Here is a 16,649-nt window from a genome sequence, read left to right on the forward strand (position 1 = left end):
GGAGTAGGGAGTAGGGAGTAGGGAGTAGGGAGTAGGGAGTAGGGAGTAGGGAAGTTCCGATAAAAAATTATCACAATTCATTTCTAAATTTTAGAAAAACACAAGTTATTTATGATAATTTTTAATTTTTAATTAACTAACGACTTTAGTTCAAGATAGCCAAATACTCAGAAACTGCTCGCTCAGTAGAAAAGTATCTTGCCCGCTCCATTAATTTATCCTGAGTTAATGGAGATCTAAGTACTTGTAACATAGCTAATGATAAAGCGGCTGAATCCCCGACTGGTACTAAAATGCCATATTGTCCTGCTGATAAAATTTCCGCTGGACCACTAGGACAATCTGTAGCAATTACTTGGCAACCACATGCCATTGCTTCAATTAACACAGTGGGTAACCCTTCCCAGCGAGAAGACAAAACTAATGCATTCGCCTTACTCATGTACGCATAAGGATTCTCTACAAAACCTGGCATAGAAACATCCTCTGCAATTCCTAGTCTGTTAATCGTTGCCTCTAATTCGCCTCGGGATTCCCCTTCACCTAAAATCACCAGACGAGCGATCATTTTTTTTCTTAAACGTGCAAACCCTTGGATTAGAGTCAAGAAATCTTTCTGAGGTGATAATCTACCAACAGCCAAAAAGACAGGAGGAGCGTCTTTGTGAAACCAAGGATGGCTCACAGGCATTTTTGATTTGGCGATTAGTTGATGATTAACCACTGGATTGTAAATTTCTCTGACTGTTCCTTGGTCAAAACCAAGTTGATACTCCAAATCCTGTGCTACTGCTTTAGAAACTCCGACAATTTCATCAGCACGAGGGTAAAACCATTTCATCAGTGGTGGCACCAATTTAGCTCGCATTAACTGAGACTTAGAAGCTGATAAAGTGTTGTGTTCCACCAACACTAATCGAGTCTTGGTACGAGCTAACTCCCTGGCTGCTACCGCAATGACGTTAGCATGAGCCAGATGAGACACTAGAGCAGAAGGTCTGTTTTGTTGTAAGTAACGTGACAAGGGTTGAATTGCTTTCACAACTCGTCCGGCTGCCAAGTTTACTAGACGCACCTCCTTAGGCACTTGGCTTAGATAGGGTCCGTCAGCACTAGCAAGAACTAGATCCAACTGGAGATCTTTTTCCAACATCCCTTTGAGCAAGTTAACCGTTACCCGTTCTGCGCCACCGTCATAGAGAGCAGGTAGAAAAAAAGCGATATGCCTTGTATCCATCATTCTTTTATAGATCATACTTTATAGCAGTTTTCAATTAATCCCTGTTACATCTGCTGTCAGTGATTCATAAAGCTGACTGCTGACTGCTGACTGCTGACTTATAACGTCACTAAATAAAGTTTCCCAGCGTTCTATTATTGTTCCTAAACCAAATTGTTCTGTAATTTTTGGAGCATAAGAGGCTAGACGTTTACGCTCTTCCTCATTGGATATTAAACGCTCCATTGCTGTACCTAAGGCTAACCTATTTTCACTGGGCACCAAAATCCCATTTACACCATCACGAATAACTTCTCGTGGACCACTAGGACAATCTGTTGAAACAACGGGGAGTCCACAAGCGAGTGCTTCCACTAAAACCCCTGGTAACCCTTCAAAGCGGGAAGACAAGACAAATAATTCTGAGCGTTTTAAGACTGAAAAGGGATTACGGACAACCCCAGGGAAGATGACGTGATTAGTTAAACCTAATTCATCTCTGAGATTTTCAAGCTCTGGACGAAGCTCCCCTTCTCCTAAAATTATAAGTTGCCAGTCTGGATACCGATCAGCATGTTTTTTGAAAGCAGATAATAAAATATCAAACCCTTTCTGATGGGTAAGCCTTCCGATAGCAACTATCCATTTTTTAGTTAGATCAGCTCCTTTAGTTTCCAGGAATTTATCCATACTAGGGATGGGATTGATACTAGCCAATGGGTTGTAAATTACTGCTCGTTTGGTTTGGGGGAGCCAGTCAAAATACTGATTCACTCCATCCCCTACGCTCACCACTTTATCCGCAAAGGAATAGGTGATATGTCGCAATCTATCCCATACTTTTCCACTAGAACTTTTACGAGGATCATTCTGTTCACTTACCAGAACGGGATAGTTAGTCTTAACAAGAGCTAACAGGGTCAAGATATTGATTTGATCTAAAAAAGAAATGACGACATCAGGGTGGAGGGATTTAATGGTTCGCCTCAAGACCCAGAGACGATAGAGATTATTCCAAATTCCATGAATAAAAGTTGGTGAGTTCTTGGCGATATTAAGGGCTACTCGATTAACCCCATCAGGTAATTTATAAAAGTCAAGATAGGTGTCATCAATTGTTACCACATCAACTTGATAACCCTTGTTAAAGAATCCTTTTGCTAGCAAAGCTACCGCTCGCTCAGCACCCCCACAGGACAAAGATGACGTCACTAGTGTTAATCGCATCATAGTTTTCCAGGGTTTTTATTTTTGATTTGGTTTTGGGTAAATAAGAGCATAAATGAGAAACAAAAGATATACACGCAGCTAGTAGATAACGCAATGCCTTTAATTCCCAGCCATTGCATAAAGAGAATATTCAAGATGATATTAATGGCTAAATCAAATCCAGATACCCACATTAGGATATAGTTAAGTCTCATAGCTGACACCAGCCTAACCACTAGAATATTAGCAATATAAAAAGGAATTTGTAAGGCATAGAGGGCTTGAGTTTGCGCGACTAAATTAGTAGCATCAGAGGTAAATGAACCTCGTTCAAAAACTAGTTTAACTATCGGCTCAGAAAAAACAATTAGAATTATGCTTAGCGGTACGGTAATCAAAAATATCAGCCGCAGATAATACCTAAGGGTGCCACGGATTTCGTGCCAATCCTGACTAGCAACCATCTTAGAAAAATAGGGAATTACCGCAGTGCTGATGGCAATACTCATTAGGTTAATAGGAGAAGCAATTAAACCGTTGGCGTAGTTAAGTATAGACACACTACCAGGAGACAACATAGCTGCCATGGCTTGATCAATTGGAGCAGCACTACAGATTAATAATGCTCCAGCAATCATTGGCAGATACTGGCTTGCTACCTGGCGCATAGGCTCATTAAATCCATACCATCTTGGCAGTAATGAAATACCTTGATGATGGAGTGCTATTCCCAGAATTATCAGCTCTAGAACTGTACCACTAATTAATCCAGCAACTAAGGCAAAGATTCCCAAAGACTTAAATCCTACTATCAATAGGATGCTAATCACCGGAATCATCATTGGACATAGAGCTGCTAGAGCAAAACGTTCCCCGGCATTCAAAACAGCACTCCAAATGATGGCAATTCCAGTAAGGACAACTACGGGTGCCATTAAACCAAGTAGATGGAAGGTAAGCTCTAACTTTTCGGGGTTAAACCCAGAGGCAATCAATGGTAAATAAACCAGAGCAGTAGCTACCATTACTATAGTAGTGAAGCTAAGCAGTACTAATGCCCAGATCATTACTCCAGAAAACAGTTTTTGAGCGGCTGCCATTCCTTCCTGCTCTCGTACACGGATATAGGTAGGAATAAATGCAGTATCAAGGGATTCAGCGATTACATTTTTTATCAAAAAGACAACCAATAAAGCGATAAAAAATGCATCTAATTCATCCCCAGTACCAAACCTCCAGGCAACTACTAATTCTTTAATAATAGAACCAACTTTTACAAAAGCAGTTAATAAACCAACAGTTACAATTGCGCGAAAAATTTTGCTATTCGTCGAGCCATTGACTAGCTTTTTACAGTAGATAAGCAAGCTCTGCCCTGACCAAACTTTCATAGTCTCTATCCGTATTTAACCATATGCGCTACGCGCAGGCTACGCCAACATATCTCAGCTATCACCTATCAGCTATCACCATATGCTTATAGTTTAATTAACAACAAGGCTAGTCAATAGGGAATTGTAGCCTGTCGAGGCTTCCCAGAGATTTTGATTAGCAAGTCTGATGGAATAATCTGGACGATTATATAATTGAGGAGCTGGATCAGGTAGGTTTAAGAAAACATCATAGGTTCCACTTTCGATTGTGCCTGGAGTACGAGTGACAGCATTAATAACCTGAGTACTACCAGGCATCCACATCCGAGGATCCTGGTCTATAGGTAAATGGTATTCGCGACGAGTGACACGGTGACGGAGAATAATTTCCAGTGGCCGAGGATTGTAAGGACTAGCCCATCCTTCATTGATAATTTCCAATTGTATCGAGAATGTACGAGCGGGTTTTACCCTAGTAGGAGTAACTGATTTGACTAGACGGAAGCGATAGCCCAAACGACGTTTAATTTCCTCTAAACACCCTTGGGTTTCCCAGTCTTCAAGGATCTCAGTGGCATCACCCGGTTTGTAGTTTAATGCACTCCAGCGCATTCGTTCTAGTTCATTTAAGGCATTGGGACAATCGTCAAAAGAACTAGGATTGCAGGTTTCTCCCCCTTGTACCACATACCGATTATCCAGATTTAAAAATGCCTTTTCTTGTTCTATTATCCCCCGATCTGTATCGCTGTAAGTTCCCCAATCATCAATACTGGCTAGGAAACAATCATTAGTAGCTCCAGTTCTCCCTCGGTTAGTACCATTAAACGCTTCATTAGGGGTAAGAGGATTTTCCTGATCAAAAATTGCCATTTTATGATTGGGATATCGTAGAGTAACCATCCGTTCACTGGGTAGCACCGACAGCAGTTTAAACAAAATAGCTTTTCTATCTTCATTGTTGCTATCCAAACCATAGTAAGAACTATGCCATTCTCCCCAGTAACCAATAAAACCTGCTTCCATGTAGGCGATAACATCGTAGTTTGATGCTAATATCGGTTGCAGATCATCCAGATGGGAGAGTATGCGATCGCGGGATGAATCTTCACCACCTCCTACCCAATTATAGGCAAACCGTAGGATTAATTTAACCCCAGCTTGTCGAGCCGTATTCAAATCCTGGGATAGGGTTTGTAGAAAAGACTCTGATAACGGTTTATTTCTAAATTCTGAAATTACGTAAACCTTACGTAATAAAGTCATTTGGTTATTCCTAACCTCTTGTAGCTCAGACAGCTGTAAGGGATTATTTGATGTATTGTCCAGAGGATTAAAAGGCATAAAAAAGCCTCGTTCTGGATTGGAAAAGTGTTCATCACTCCCTTGATAAACCGTGGTAACCTTAGAGGGTTGAGCTGTTGTCATAGTATTACAAGCAACAGTGGTGAATATCCCTAGTACAAAGACTAACTTGCTGTATTTTGCTATCTTACTAATCACCATAATTGCTTGCTTTCTTATACTGATTGATGATGAATGTTTATCGCGGTTTTAAGTTGGATGAGCTACACACCAAATTTCTCCCCCCTCCTCCCCCTCTTTCCACTCTCCCCTTAGTTTAGCTGTAAGCGTATGCCCTACAGATGGTGCTACTTGAGGGCTTAGGTTTAGCTAAACTCCAATCAAAGTTATCGCCGCTTCAACGTCTACGGGTTTGGAGAAAAAGTAGCCCTGTCCATATTTACAGTTGAGGATTTTTAGTTGATCAATTTGCCTGGATGTTTCTACCCCGGTGGCAATTAGATCAACACCAATATCATTGGCTAGTTTAGCCACGGTTTGAACGGGTTCTAAATTTCTGTTATCCGTATTTATTTTACTGACTAGAGAGCGATCAACTTTCAAGCCATTAAACTCTCTATAGAGAGAGTTAGATACCTCATGGATATAATTGATATCCGATGAATTACCAATACCAAAATTATCTAATTCTAACTGAACCCCAATGGCTCTAAGTTTGGAAAGCACCACCATGGCTTCCTCAGGATTTTTACGAATAAAACTCTCAGGTATTTCTAGCTTCAAACGATAAGCATCCAAGTTATTTTTCTTGATAATATGGTCAATCTGCTGAACTAAATCAGGTTGTAATAACTGTTGGCGACACAGATTAACACTAATGGTTATCGGTGTTTGACTAGGAAACAGTTGTTGCCAAGACTGTAGTTGATTGCAAACTTCTATGATTACCCACCAACCAATGGGAACAATCAAGCTAGTGGCTTTTGCTACTGGCATAAACTCTTCTGGGTAAATCAATCCTAGGTTAGGATGCTGCCAGCGCAACAGTGCTTCAAAACTATTAACATGCTCGTTTTCTAGGAGCATAATTGGCTGGTAGTAAAGCTGCAACTCCTGATTTTTTAGAGCCTTTTGCAAATAATCTTCCATTTCCCAGAACCCAATTTTTTTGGTGTGGGTAAATTGGCCGTTGGCTTGGTGATAACACTTGTCCAACACTTTAATTTTGTCATCAGTCCTGATCATCTTAGAAATATCCGAAGAGAGATTTAGGATGGGAGTAGTTTTTTTGTATTTAGGGGTGTATCCTGGTACCAGTTGCTCCAGCAAGAATAGAATTAGATTGGTATAATTTTGAGCGGCAGCTTTCCGGAGTGCTTCTACTGCATAGTCAAGATTTTGGGAAACCATGTGACTAGCATTTTTAACTACTAGCAATTTGTCATGTAGGGTTGGTTCATATTCTTCTCCAGGAATTAGCAGTTCCTCAAATAACTTTTCTCCTGGTCGCAGTCCGGTAAAGACAATGTCAATGTCCTTACCCACTTCATACCCGGACAGGCGAATCAGTTCTTTGGCTAAGTCAACAATTTTGACCGGTTGACCCATATTGAGCATAAACACTTCACCACCCTGACCAATTACTGAGGCTTGCAAAACCAATTGAACTGCTTCTGGAATCGTCATGAAATAGCGACAGATATCAGGGTGGGTAACAGTCACCGGACCCCCAGCAGCAATTTGACCCTTAAAGGTAGGAACAACACTACCTCGGCTACCGAGAACATTGCCAAAACGAACCACAGAAAAATGCCTACCACTCCTTTGAGCCGCTTGTAGCACCAGCATTTCCGCCACTCGCTTGCTGCAGCCCATAACATTGGTGGGATTAACTGCTTTATCCGTTGAAATCATCACAAAGTGTTCTACACCATATCGCAATGAGAGATCCAGCAAATTTTTAGTTCCCAGCACATTGTTTGTGATCGCTTCTGGAGGATTTAATTCCATCATTGGCACATGTTTGTGAGCCGCAGCGTGGAAAACAATATCTGGTCTGAATTTGTCAAAAATGTACTCTAACCGACCTGTCAATCGAATATCAGCAATAATAGTATTAATATTGGGAAGTCTTTCATTTTCTAACCGATCGTATTCAAGTAGTTCTAAAACTTGGTTTAGTTCTTGTTGGATATGGAACACGGAGTTTTCTCCATGTCCCAAAAGTACCATTTCTGAGGGTTGACACTTAAAAATTTGGCGACAAAGTTCACTGCCAATAGAGCCTCCTGCTCCTGTTACTAAAACTATCTTTCCTTTCAGAAACTTAGCCACACGGTGAACATCAGTTTGTATAGGTTCGCGACGCAGCAAGTCTTCAATCTTGACATCCCGAACACTACCAACACGGATAGGATTATTGAGGATTTCATTCATACCAGGTAAAGTACTAGTTGGTACTCCTGTGGATTTACAAATATCTAAAACTTCCCGAATAACTCGCCCAGGTGCTGTAGGCATGGCGATAATAATTTTGCGAATACGTAGAGAGCGAACAACATCAGGAATGGCATCACGATTACCAACTATAGGTAGTCGCCTAATTCTTAAATTGAGCTTTTTACGGTCATCGTCAATAAAGGCGACAGGATTAAAACCCAGGGAAGGATTCTTTTGCATATCCTGGGCTAGAGCAACCCCTGCACTACCAGCACCAACAATCAGTACATTATCCCGGCGATGAAACTTCCTATTCCTTTGGCTGACTCTTTCAACTGCACGAACACTGAAGCGAAGACTACCGACAAACAACATGCTGAGTATACCGTCAAGTAAGGGCAAGGAATTAGGCAGGTTATTCAAGGATAAATTGGTTAAACCATTAGACCAGTGAAACAATAACGTTTGAATGACGATAGCAGCAGCAGTAAGTGCGGCTATCTGCTCTAGTTCATCAATACTGGCATAAGACCAGCAACGCTTGTAGAGACCGAAGGTAGAAAATACAGTTAGTTTAACGACTAGGAACAGAATGGTTGCCAGTATCAGTCCAGATTGATAGGGGTTGATATCTAAATGATTGTTTAAGAACAGGACTAGAGCTAATACTGGCGTACTCGTGAAAATAATCAAATCAATGAGTAAGAAGTGGCGATTTCTCAGACTTAGTAACCAATTTGATAAGTTATTCGTCATCTTTTATTATCCAGTTAATTATGAAAAATTACACAGTAATTTAGCTAGGTAACTTCGGTTCAGGTAACAGTAAAATAGAAACAGTTAACACAGAATTATCGATTTTTTATACCTCTGGGGGCGTAAGTTATTTTTATAAATCGGTGGTTAGTATAGCTAGATAAAAAATCAAAAGAAACACAACTAAAGACATATTTTTAAGTTGTTTTTGATAAAAGTAATTGAAATTAATCTAAATAACTATAAAAAGCAATCCCATGACTTTACTAAGTTTTTACTAAGTTTTTACTAAGTTTTTACTAAGTGTGTGGTATTTTTTGCTGATAGTTAAATGAGATTAACTGCTTAGTATAGTGGCTTATTAAATTCTCACAAGGTTGCCAGTGTGGCATAACTTTTTGGTGCTACACTGGTGGAATGATTTTGAATTGCGTTAATAGATTGTTTTATAAAATTTAGGTAAAGCTAACGTTCTAGTTTTGATGATTTTTTATAAACGATAGATATCCTAAATCATTTGTGAAACAGAACCAATGGTGAAATTCGGCTCTGTCTCTCCCTTCTTTCCCCTGCACCCGAAGCTCTCCCTGCTCTGGTGACCAGGAAGTATGGTTATTCCAGCGAATTTGATATCAGGCAATTGACCAACAGGCTCTACTGCGGTTCAACCCAACGAAACTGGTAGGGTAAATCTTTCGCGCCCCATAGAAAATTGCCAGCGGCATCAAAAGCCCGATCTAAGGTGTCCATACCTTCTTTGTGGAGTATAATGGTATTGGTGATTTTGACTGCTCCTCTGTAGTTAGTTGGACAACCATCATCTGGTGTCTGGCCGATGTAGTTCTCACCGACTGGCTTCAAAAATACACTGCACACCGCTTTACCTAAGTCATTTGAGGGTATCACTCGCTCTCCATCAGGTTGATTGCACAAACCAATCAGGGTTTTTGGGTTTTGAGGCTTAAACCCCCTAGATTCTACACTCTGGCCATTCTCACTGACAGCTATACGCAAAAATCGCTGTCGGTAAGGAGAGTTAAGGCGTTTGGAAAGCGCTTGTTCCTGATACAGAAATACTGATGTAGGAGGGTTGAGTCCAGCATCCACAGTCTCTAGCTTGACCGTACAGGTGGTGATGCGGACATCAGGAGAATCTGGGTTAGCTCTGGCTTGCGCCGAGGTATCCATTACCCCAACTAGATGAGACACAACCTCTTTAACCTGTTGCTCAATCATGACTAATTCAGCAACAGCATTACCAGTACTTGTTGCCATCCACAAAAAAGCGATCGCGTAGCGTGGCCATTCGCGTAGCGTGGCCAATAGGCCAAGGCCAATCGCTACCCCTGTCCGAAAGCTATTGTTCTTCACGATTACGTTCACACCCCAGCAGACTCTTTATAAAAATTGGTGTTCAAGTATATTACCTGAAGGGGTGACCAAGATTGGCAGTTGCGGGAAGTAATATTGTAAACATTGATGGGGAGATGGGGAGATGGGGAGATGGGGAGATGGGGAGATTTGATATAATTCCCCCAACAGTTGTTGAGTTCACTTACCTGCAACTACCTACAACTTGCACCTATCTACAACCGTGGCCTTTTGGCCACGCTTGCGCGAACAACCTTGGCCAAAAGGCCACGCTACGCGAACAACTTTCAACTTTCAACTTTCAACCTTCAACCTTCAACCTTCAACCTTCAACCTTCAACCTTTACCATTGTTTCGGCTTGGTAGCGGATATTAGCTTGTTTCAACCGATTGAGGGCTTCACCCAAGCGATCGCATTCCGCAATCAAACTAATCCGCACATAGCCTTCACCACCGATACCAAAAGCATTTCCCGGCGTGAGTACTACTCCAGTTTGCTGTAAAACATCCAGGGCAAAATCCGTTGAACCTACCCCAACAGGGCTTGGAACCCACAGATACATGGTTGCCTTGGATTTAGGAATCTGCCAACCCAACTCGGCCAAACCCTCAATCATGAAATCTCGGCGGCGGCGGTAACGGTTTTGGACGTCTTGAAGGTAAACATCTGACAGTTGCAAGGCGGCTTCAGCAGCGGTTTGTAAGGCAGCAAAGATGCCATAGTCCAGATTAGTTTTTAAAGTACGCAACCCTTGAATAATGCGGCTATTCCCCACTACAAAGCCAACGCGCCACCCAGCCATATTATAAGTTTTGGATAGGGTGTGGAATTCGACACCAATATCCTTAGCGCCAGGAATTTCCAGCAAACTAGTAGGCTGATAGCCATCAAATGCTAATTCCGCATAACATAAGTCATGTACCAGCAGAATTGAGTACCGACGGGCAAACGCAACCATTTCTTCAAAAAACTCCCTTGGGGCGGTAGCGGTGGTTGGATTACTGGGATAGTTAAAATAGAGGATTTTAGCTCGTTGGGCAACCTGATCCGGAATCGCCCCTAAATCAATCAACCAATCATTTTCCGGTTTCAAAACCAAGCTGTGAATTTCCCCCCCAGCAATCAACGGACCCCGGAAGTGGACTGGATAAGCAGGAGAAGGTACTAAAATCAAATCTCCCGGATTCACATAGGCTAAGGCTAGGTGAGCTAGTCCTTCCTTAGACCCTAACAGAGGTAAAGCTTCACTGTCTGGGTCTAGCTCCACATCATAGCGGCGGTGATACCAATTCGTAATTGCCCGACGGAAACTAGCAGTCCCCTCAAACGGAGGATAACCATGGTTAGCGGGATTTTTTAAGGCTGCGATCGCTGCTTCGATCACCGGCTGCGGTGCTGAACCATCAGGATTACCCATCCCCAAGTCAATCAAATCCAGCCCTTGCTCACGGGCTCTTGCTTTTAATTCATCTAAACGAGCAAATACATAGGGAGGGAGTGCGCTTAGTCGTTGTGCTGGGGTAATCAAATCTACCATTATCAGTGTCAGGTTTGGAAGTTAGCCGGTTGAAGGTCAAGACCTATAATTTTTGAATTTGGCCAAAAGGCCACGCGATCGCGAACGAGTTCAGAGCCAGTGTAAGGTGAAAATGCTAGTAATATTAAAGGGTATCAGGTTTGAGCTCAAAAGCTGCAACCTGCAACCTTCAACATTTTTGAATTAAGAATTAAGAATTAAGAATTAAGAATTAATTCTGCATTCTGACAGACAACCTACCCTACACCGAACGCCAAAGGCGAACAACCGGCAACCGGCAACCTGACAACTTGGAACCTACACTACACCGAATCACCTTGGGCGAACAACATTGTTGAATTAAGAATGTGTAATTCCAAATTCTACATTCTACATTCTACATTCTACATTCTTCATTCTGACAGACAACCTTCAACCGTTGAGGTTGTCAAACTTAACTGCTGACGACTCCCCTCAACTAGCACCCTAGTAGAAACCATTGCTGCCATCAGCTGTTCTGGAAGCACCTTAAACGGAAGCCGATGAATATCAGAATTTTCCCCACAGGCAATCTCAGCTGCTTTCTGTAACTGAGCCAAGGTAATCGACCCCAATCCCAGGTCTTGAAGAGTTTGGGGCAAACCAAGCTCACCATAAAACTTCAGCAACTGTTGCCGTGCTGATGCTGCCAGTTGGTTGCCCTGAAGCATTTCTTCTAAACGCAGCTGCACCAAAATGCCATAAGCCACCTTTTCACCATGTAAAGAATCGTGAGCTGCTGGTATATGAGTTAAACCATTATGTATAGCATGGGCAGCAACAGTACGACATCGAGCTCCACCCAAGCCCCCAATCACACCAGCCAGTAAAACTGTTGCATCGACAACTTCCCGCCAAACTTCACTACCAGGTTGGGTTAGAGCATCAACCGACTTTTGGAACAGAATATCTCGCAATACCCTTGCCTGTTGGACAGCCGCAATAATTAGAGTATCTGTAGCGCTACCACTACTAACCGAAGCTTCGTACCACTTCGCTAAGGCATCACCAATCCCGGCAACTAGGGTACGTTGGGGCGCTGTCTGAATCAAGCTGTAATCAAGTACCAATAAATCTGGGCAACGGTCAAGTCCAACATCGTATAGGAAAGCCCCTTGGTCAGAATAGATATTAGATAGAGCTGTCCAAGCGGCACAGGTAGCAGCAGAAGTGGGTATAGTCACCACAGGTAACTGGCACTGGTGCGCTAGGATTTTAGCAGTATCCAACGCCTTACCTCCGCCAATCCCAATAATTAAGTCAGATTGATGAGCAGCAACAGCTTCTGAGAGTTTAGCTAGAGACTTCTCACTGCAATCAGGACTGTAGGATGCGCATTCATAACTGAGTTGATGCTGTTCCAAAACCGATTCCAGTGATGAGCCTAGGGTAGCCAGAGTATGCTGACCTCCTACAATCAAAGGACGATTTCCCAGCCGTGCGATCGCATTTCCTGAATCTTCCAAGGAGCAACGCACTACTTGAGTCGGTGCCACGTTTAGGGAAAGCAAGGAGGTAGGTGCTTGTTTGGTCATGCCTGTAGCCCAAATAAACTTTTGGTTTGGTAAGGTGAGTAATGGCCTTACTGGGTGATAGGTCTCTTATTATACATTTTCCCAAACTTAGACGGGTTAGGCATTAGGAGCAGGCTAATCGCCGCTATTTAGTATAAATCGTATACAAAAAATTGCAAATTATAGATAGGTGAGCGCAAAAGTAGATGACCTTAAACAGTAGTATTGGTGACTGTTTTTTTTATGAAAATTTTCTGAAAATATGGTAATCGAAAATAGATTATATCAGCCATATAATCTATTTTCGACTAAATAGAATGTCACCCCTTCAGGCTCTAAGGATGGGATGTTTGTGCTTTTTCGAGACAAGCTTTCAGTTTTGTGGCTAAAACTTGAACGTTAGAGCCAGACATCAGAGTGAGGTGGTCACCTGGGACAGTATGGACTTCGACTTCTCCTATGGAAAACTGGTTCCAACCCCATAGTGGATCAATGTCATTATCATACAGGAGCCTATAAATTTCCTCACTACCAAAAATCTCCTTGGGAACTTTCTCACTGGCTCGGAAGAGACTAATCCGAGTTGGATGAACTTCCTGCGGTACATAATGAGTTTCTTGATTTACTTTACCAACTCGAAGAAGACCACGAAGCTGCTTAGTTCCAACTCCGGGAGGGAAGATATTGGCTATCTGAAACCGCTCACTGACGTATTCCAATTGCTCCTCCGGAGCGAGACGTTTGAGAACGTGGTAGGATACACCTATATCCTTTCCAAACATACGTTCAAATATACTAGCAGTCCTAGTCAACATCTTGGCTCCATCCCAATTGACATCTACCATATTGCTAGTATTTACATCCGGCGCACCCATATCTAGAATGGCAAGCAAAGCCACTTCATGCCCCTGCTTTTGTAACTGCTGTGCTGTTTCAAAAGCTACTATACCACCGAAGGAATGTCCGCCTAGCAAATACGGACCTTTAGGTTGAACAGACTTTATCCCTTCAATGTAGTGGGCAGCCATATCCTCCACTCGTGTTAGAGGCTCTGATTCTCCATCAAGACCAACTGCTTGCAGAGCATAGAATGGTTGGTCTGAACCCAGGTGACGTGCTAAATGATAAAAGTACAGAACATTGCCACCACCCCCAGCTATGCAGAAGAAAGGTAGTTTAGAACCAGAAGTCTGAATCGGTACTAAAGAAGACCAAGAAATAGCATCAGGTTGATCCCGCCAAATAGTTGCCAGTTTTTCAATGGTCTGACCTTGAAGTAGGGTTGCCAGAGGTAAATTTCTTTGAAACTGCTGCTCAATCTGGGTCATCAAGCGAATGGCGAAAAGGGAATTACCACCGAGGTCAAAAAAGTTGTCTTGAACCCCTACTGAGCCAACATTAAGAGTGTTTGACCAGATTTTGGTCAGTTTTAATTCCACAAGATCGCGAGGGGGAACAAAGTTTTTCTGGTCTGAGGAATTGAGAGTATCAGGAATAGGGAGATTTTGACGGTCAATCTTACCATTAGCAGACAAAGGCAGAGAATCAAGTAGAACATACTCAGCTGGGAGCATATACTCTGGTAAGCACTGTTGTAAATACTGACGTAACTGGGAAACAACACTAGTCTGACTAGAGGATACTGATCTCAACCACTGTTGAGTTTGATTGGGGTCAATCTTGCCACCCACAAAGCTATAAAGGAGAAGCTGATTAGATTCCAGGTTAAACAAATCTCTCAACTGGCTAAAATCTAAATTTCCAATCGGACATAAACCCAGCCCAAAATCAGGTGCATTACTCATCAACAACTGACCGATATGACCAGCTTCGAGTAAGCAAAACTTCTCAGCCATCTCACCATACATCGGAGTGATAGCATCAAGTTTGCCAATTAAAAACAAGGAAAAAGCCCCCTGCTCAAAAATCGGCTGATTACCACCGTAAATATCTCCTTCAATATCCCTCATCGGACTGAGTAGAACTAAGCGATGTTGACGTGGACAATAATAGTAAATACCTCCTTCGACTCCAGTTAAACGTTGAGGCTTAATCAACAAATAAGTCTGCACTGGATAAAGATTACCTGCCGAAGGATAACGATATTTTGGCAAAGGTAAATCGGGTAAGCTTAGCTGCCGCAAGCAACTAAGAAACTGGCTAAACTCTTGCAAATCAAGAGGTTGCTGATCAAATTGGCGATAACTTTGGCGTTTTAGATAAGCAGTAGTCAGAGCTTGATCATCGATGGGTAAAGGCAACTCCACACTGGCATCAGTCGAGGCTAGTTTTCGTAAACCCGGTTGCTTGAGCTTAAATTCAATCCGCTCAATCGGGTCAACTATCATCCCCTCTTTTTCCGATGGTTGATAGGCTTCTGGCAACTTGGGCAAAGTGGCTGAAGAAACAATATAAGCCACCAACTGCTTTTTGTCGGTTGAGTCTCCCACCGCTTTCACTACAGCCTTGTTGACTAGAGAATTCTGCATCAGCGCTGCCTCAATTTCTCCCAACTCAATTCGGTAGCCATTGATTTTCACCTGGAAGTCTTCCCGACCGAGGAACTCAATGTTGCCATCCGGTAGATAGCGCCCCAAATCACCAGTTTTGTATAACCGTTCCTGAGTCAGAGGATGGGTAATAAAGCTATTGAGCGTTTTGTGTTCATCTTGCCAGTAGCCCTTTGCCAGTCCCATGCCACCAATGTAAAGTTGTCCTGGCACCCACACCGGAGCCGGTGCCATCCACTGATTAAGGACATGAACAGTTTGATTGCCCAGGGGTTTGCCGTAAGGAATACTGCGCCAGTTGGGCAAAACTTCTTCTACCGGATAATAAATCGACCAAATCGAGGCTTCTGTCGCTCCACCGAGACTAATTACTTCCACATCTGGCCACAGAGCTTTGCAAAGCTGTGGTAAGTTCAAGGGCAACCAATCACCCGATAGCAGTACCAATCTCAGGGTCGGATTCAGCAGTGTTGGTTGTACCGAAGTATATTCTACTAACATCTGCATCAGGGCTGGCACTGAGTTCCAAACGGTGACATGGTGTGCGAAGATTAATGACAGCCAATGTGTTGGGTCTTTGGCACCAGCATAAGTAGGCATTACAATCGTGCCTCCCGCTGCTAATATGCCAAAAATGTCATACACTGACAGGTCAAAATTTAAAGCTGAGACTGCCAATATACGGTCATTAGCGGTCACACCAAAGCGTTGATTGATGTCGATGATGGTATTGACCGCCCCAAGATGGTCAATCATCACTCCTTTGGGTACCCCAGTCGAACCAGAGGTATAGATCACATAGGCCAAATCACTAGGCTGGTGTAATGGTTCTAAGGGAGTCTGAACTGCTATGTCAGGGTTGTCCTCAACACACAAGCATTCAATCCCTTCTGGCCAAGACAAATTTCGCGACAGTGACTCTTGGGTAACGACCAAATCAACGTGAGCTTGTGCCAGCAACGACCATTGGCGCTGTTGCGGCAGTTCCGGGTCAATGGGCACATAGGGGGCACCCGACATTAAAATCCCCAACACCGCCACCACTTGTTGCCATCCCTTTTCCATCACTACAGCAATGGGGTGGTTAGTGGTGGCTCCCCTTTGCCGCAACTGATGTCCTAGCTTGAGGGCTCTTTGGTACAGTTGCTCATAAGTTAGGGTTAATTCTGTGGTGATCACCGCCGGGGATGTTCCTTGTTTGTTTGCCTGCTGCACAAACAAACCATCTAAGGTTTGCGCCTCAATTGAGGAGGTGGTTTGATTTAGTTGTTGTCGATTCTCTAGCTGTTTTACTGATAACAGTTGAGGATAGTTTTCTTGCCAAGATTGTTCGTCACTAGCGAGTTGTTGGAGATAATTGCAGTAGCTGCTGAACATCTCATCGACCATGCCTGGTG

9 protein-coding genes are annotated in these 16,649 nt (G+C 42.9%); all 9 read right to left on the reverse strand.

The annotated features are described in order from the left end of the window. Positions 1-145: 145 nt before the first annotated feature. Entirely contained in the window at positions 146-1,255 is a 1,110-nt protein-coding gene (locus AC4II3_RS23435) for a glycosyltransferase (protein WP_488015764.1), read from the reverse strand. Between the two features lie 15 nt (positions 1,256-1,270). After that, complete coding sequence (locus AC4II3_RS23440; RefSeq protein WP_488015762.1) at positions 1,271-2,449, reverse strand: glycosyltransferase family 4 protein; 1,179 nt, start codon at positions 2,447-2,449, stop codon at positions 1,271-1,273. Then, positions 2,446-3,819, reverse strand: coding sequence for a murein biosynthesis integral membrane protein MurJ (murJ, locus tag AC4II3_RS23445; protein WP_488015760.1), 1,374 nt, complete (start codon positions 3,817-3,819; stop codon positions 2,446-2,448). The genes AC4II3_RS23440 and murJ overlap by 4 nt, the downstream gene beginning before the upstream one ends. A 93-nt stretch (positions 3,820-3,912) precedes the next feature. Continuing rightward, complete coding sequence (locus AC4II3_RS23450) at positions 3,913-5,229, reverse strand: DUF4832 domain-containing protein (RefSeq protein WP_488015758.1); 1,317 nt, start codon at positions 5,227-5,229, stop codon at positions 3,913-3,915. Positions 5,230-5,475: 246 nt separating this feature from the next. Next, positions 5,476-8,301 carry a polysaccharide biosynthesis protein gene (locus AC4II3_RS23455; protein ID WP_488029561.1) on the reverse strand — a complete coding sequence of 942 codons (2,826 nt, stop codon included), beginning with the start codon at positions 8,299-8,301 and terminating at the stop codon, positions 5,476-5,478. Positions 8,302-8,955: 654 nt separating this feature from the next. Beyond that, positions 8,956-9,672, reverse strand: a complete 717-nt coding sequence (locus tag AC4II3_RS23460; protein WP_488014731.1) for a chromophore lyase CpcT/CpeT — start codon at positions 9,670-9,672, stop codon at positions 8,956-8,958. A gap of 329 nt (positions 9,673-10,001) precedes the next feature. After that, entirely contained in the window at positions 10,002-11,210 is a 1,209-nt protein-coding gene (locus tag AC4II3_RS23465; RefSeq protein WP_488014729.1) for an aspartate aminotransferase, read from the reverse strand. A gap of 392 nt (positions 11,211-11,602) precedes the next feature. Continuing rightward, positions 11,603-12,763 (reverse strand): iron-containing alcohol dehydrogenase family protein, encoded by a 1,161-nt coding sequence (locus AC4II3_RS23470; RefSeq protein WP_488014727.1) that lies wholly within the window; start codon positions 12,761-12,763, stop codon positions 11,603-11,605. Positions 12,764-13,077: 314 nt separating this feature from the next. Next, positions 13,078-16,649: amino acid adenylation domain-containing protein (locus AC4II3_RS23475; protein WP_490722900.1), on the reverse strand; the 3,572-nt coding region annotated here is incomplete at its 5' end.

Source organism: Moorena sp. (assembly GCF_982860115.1).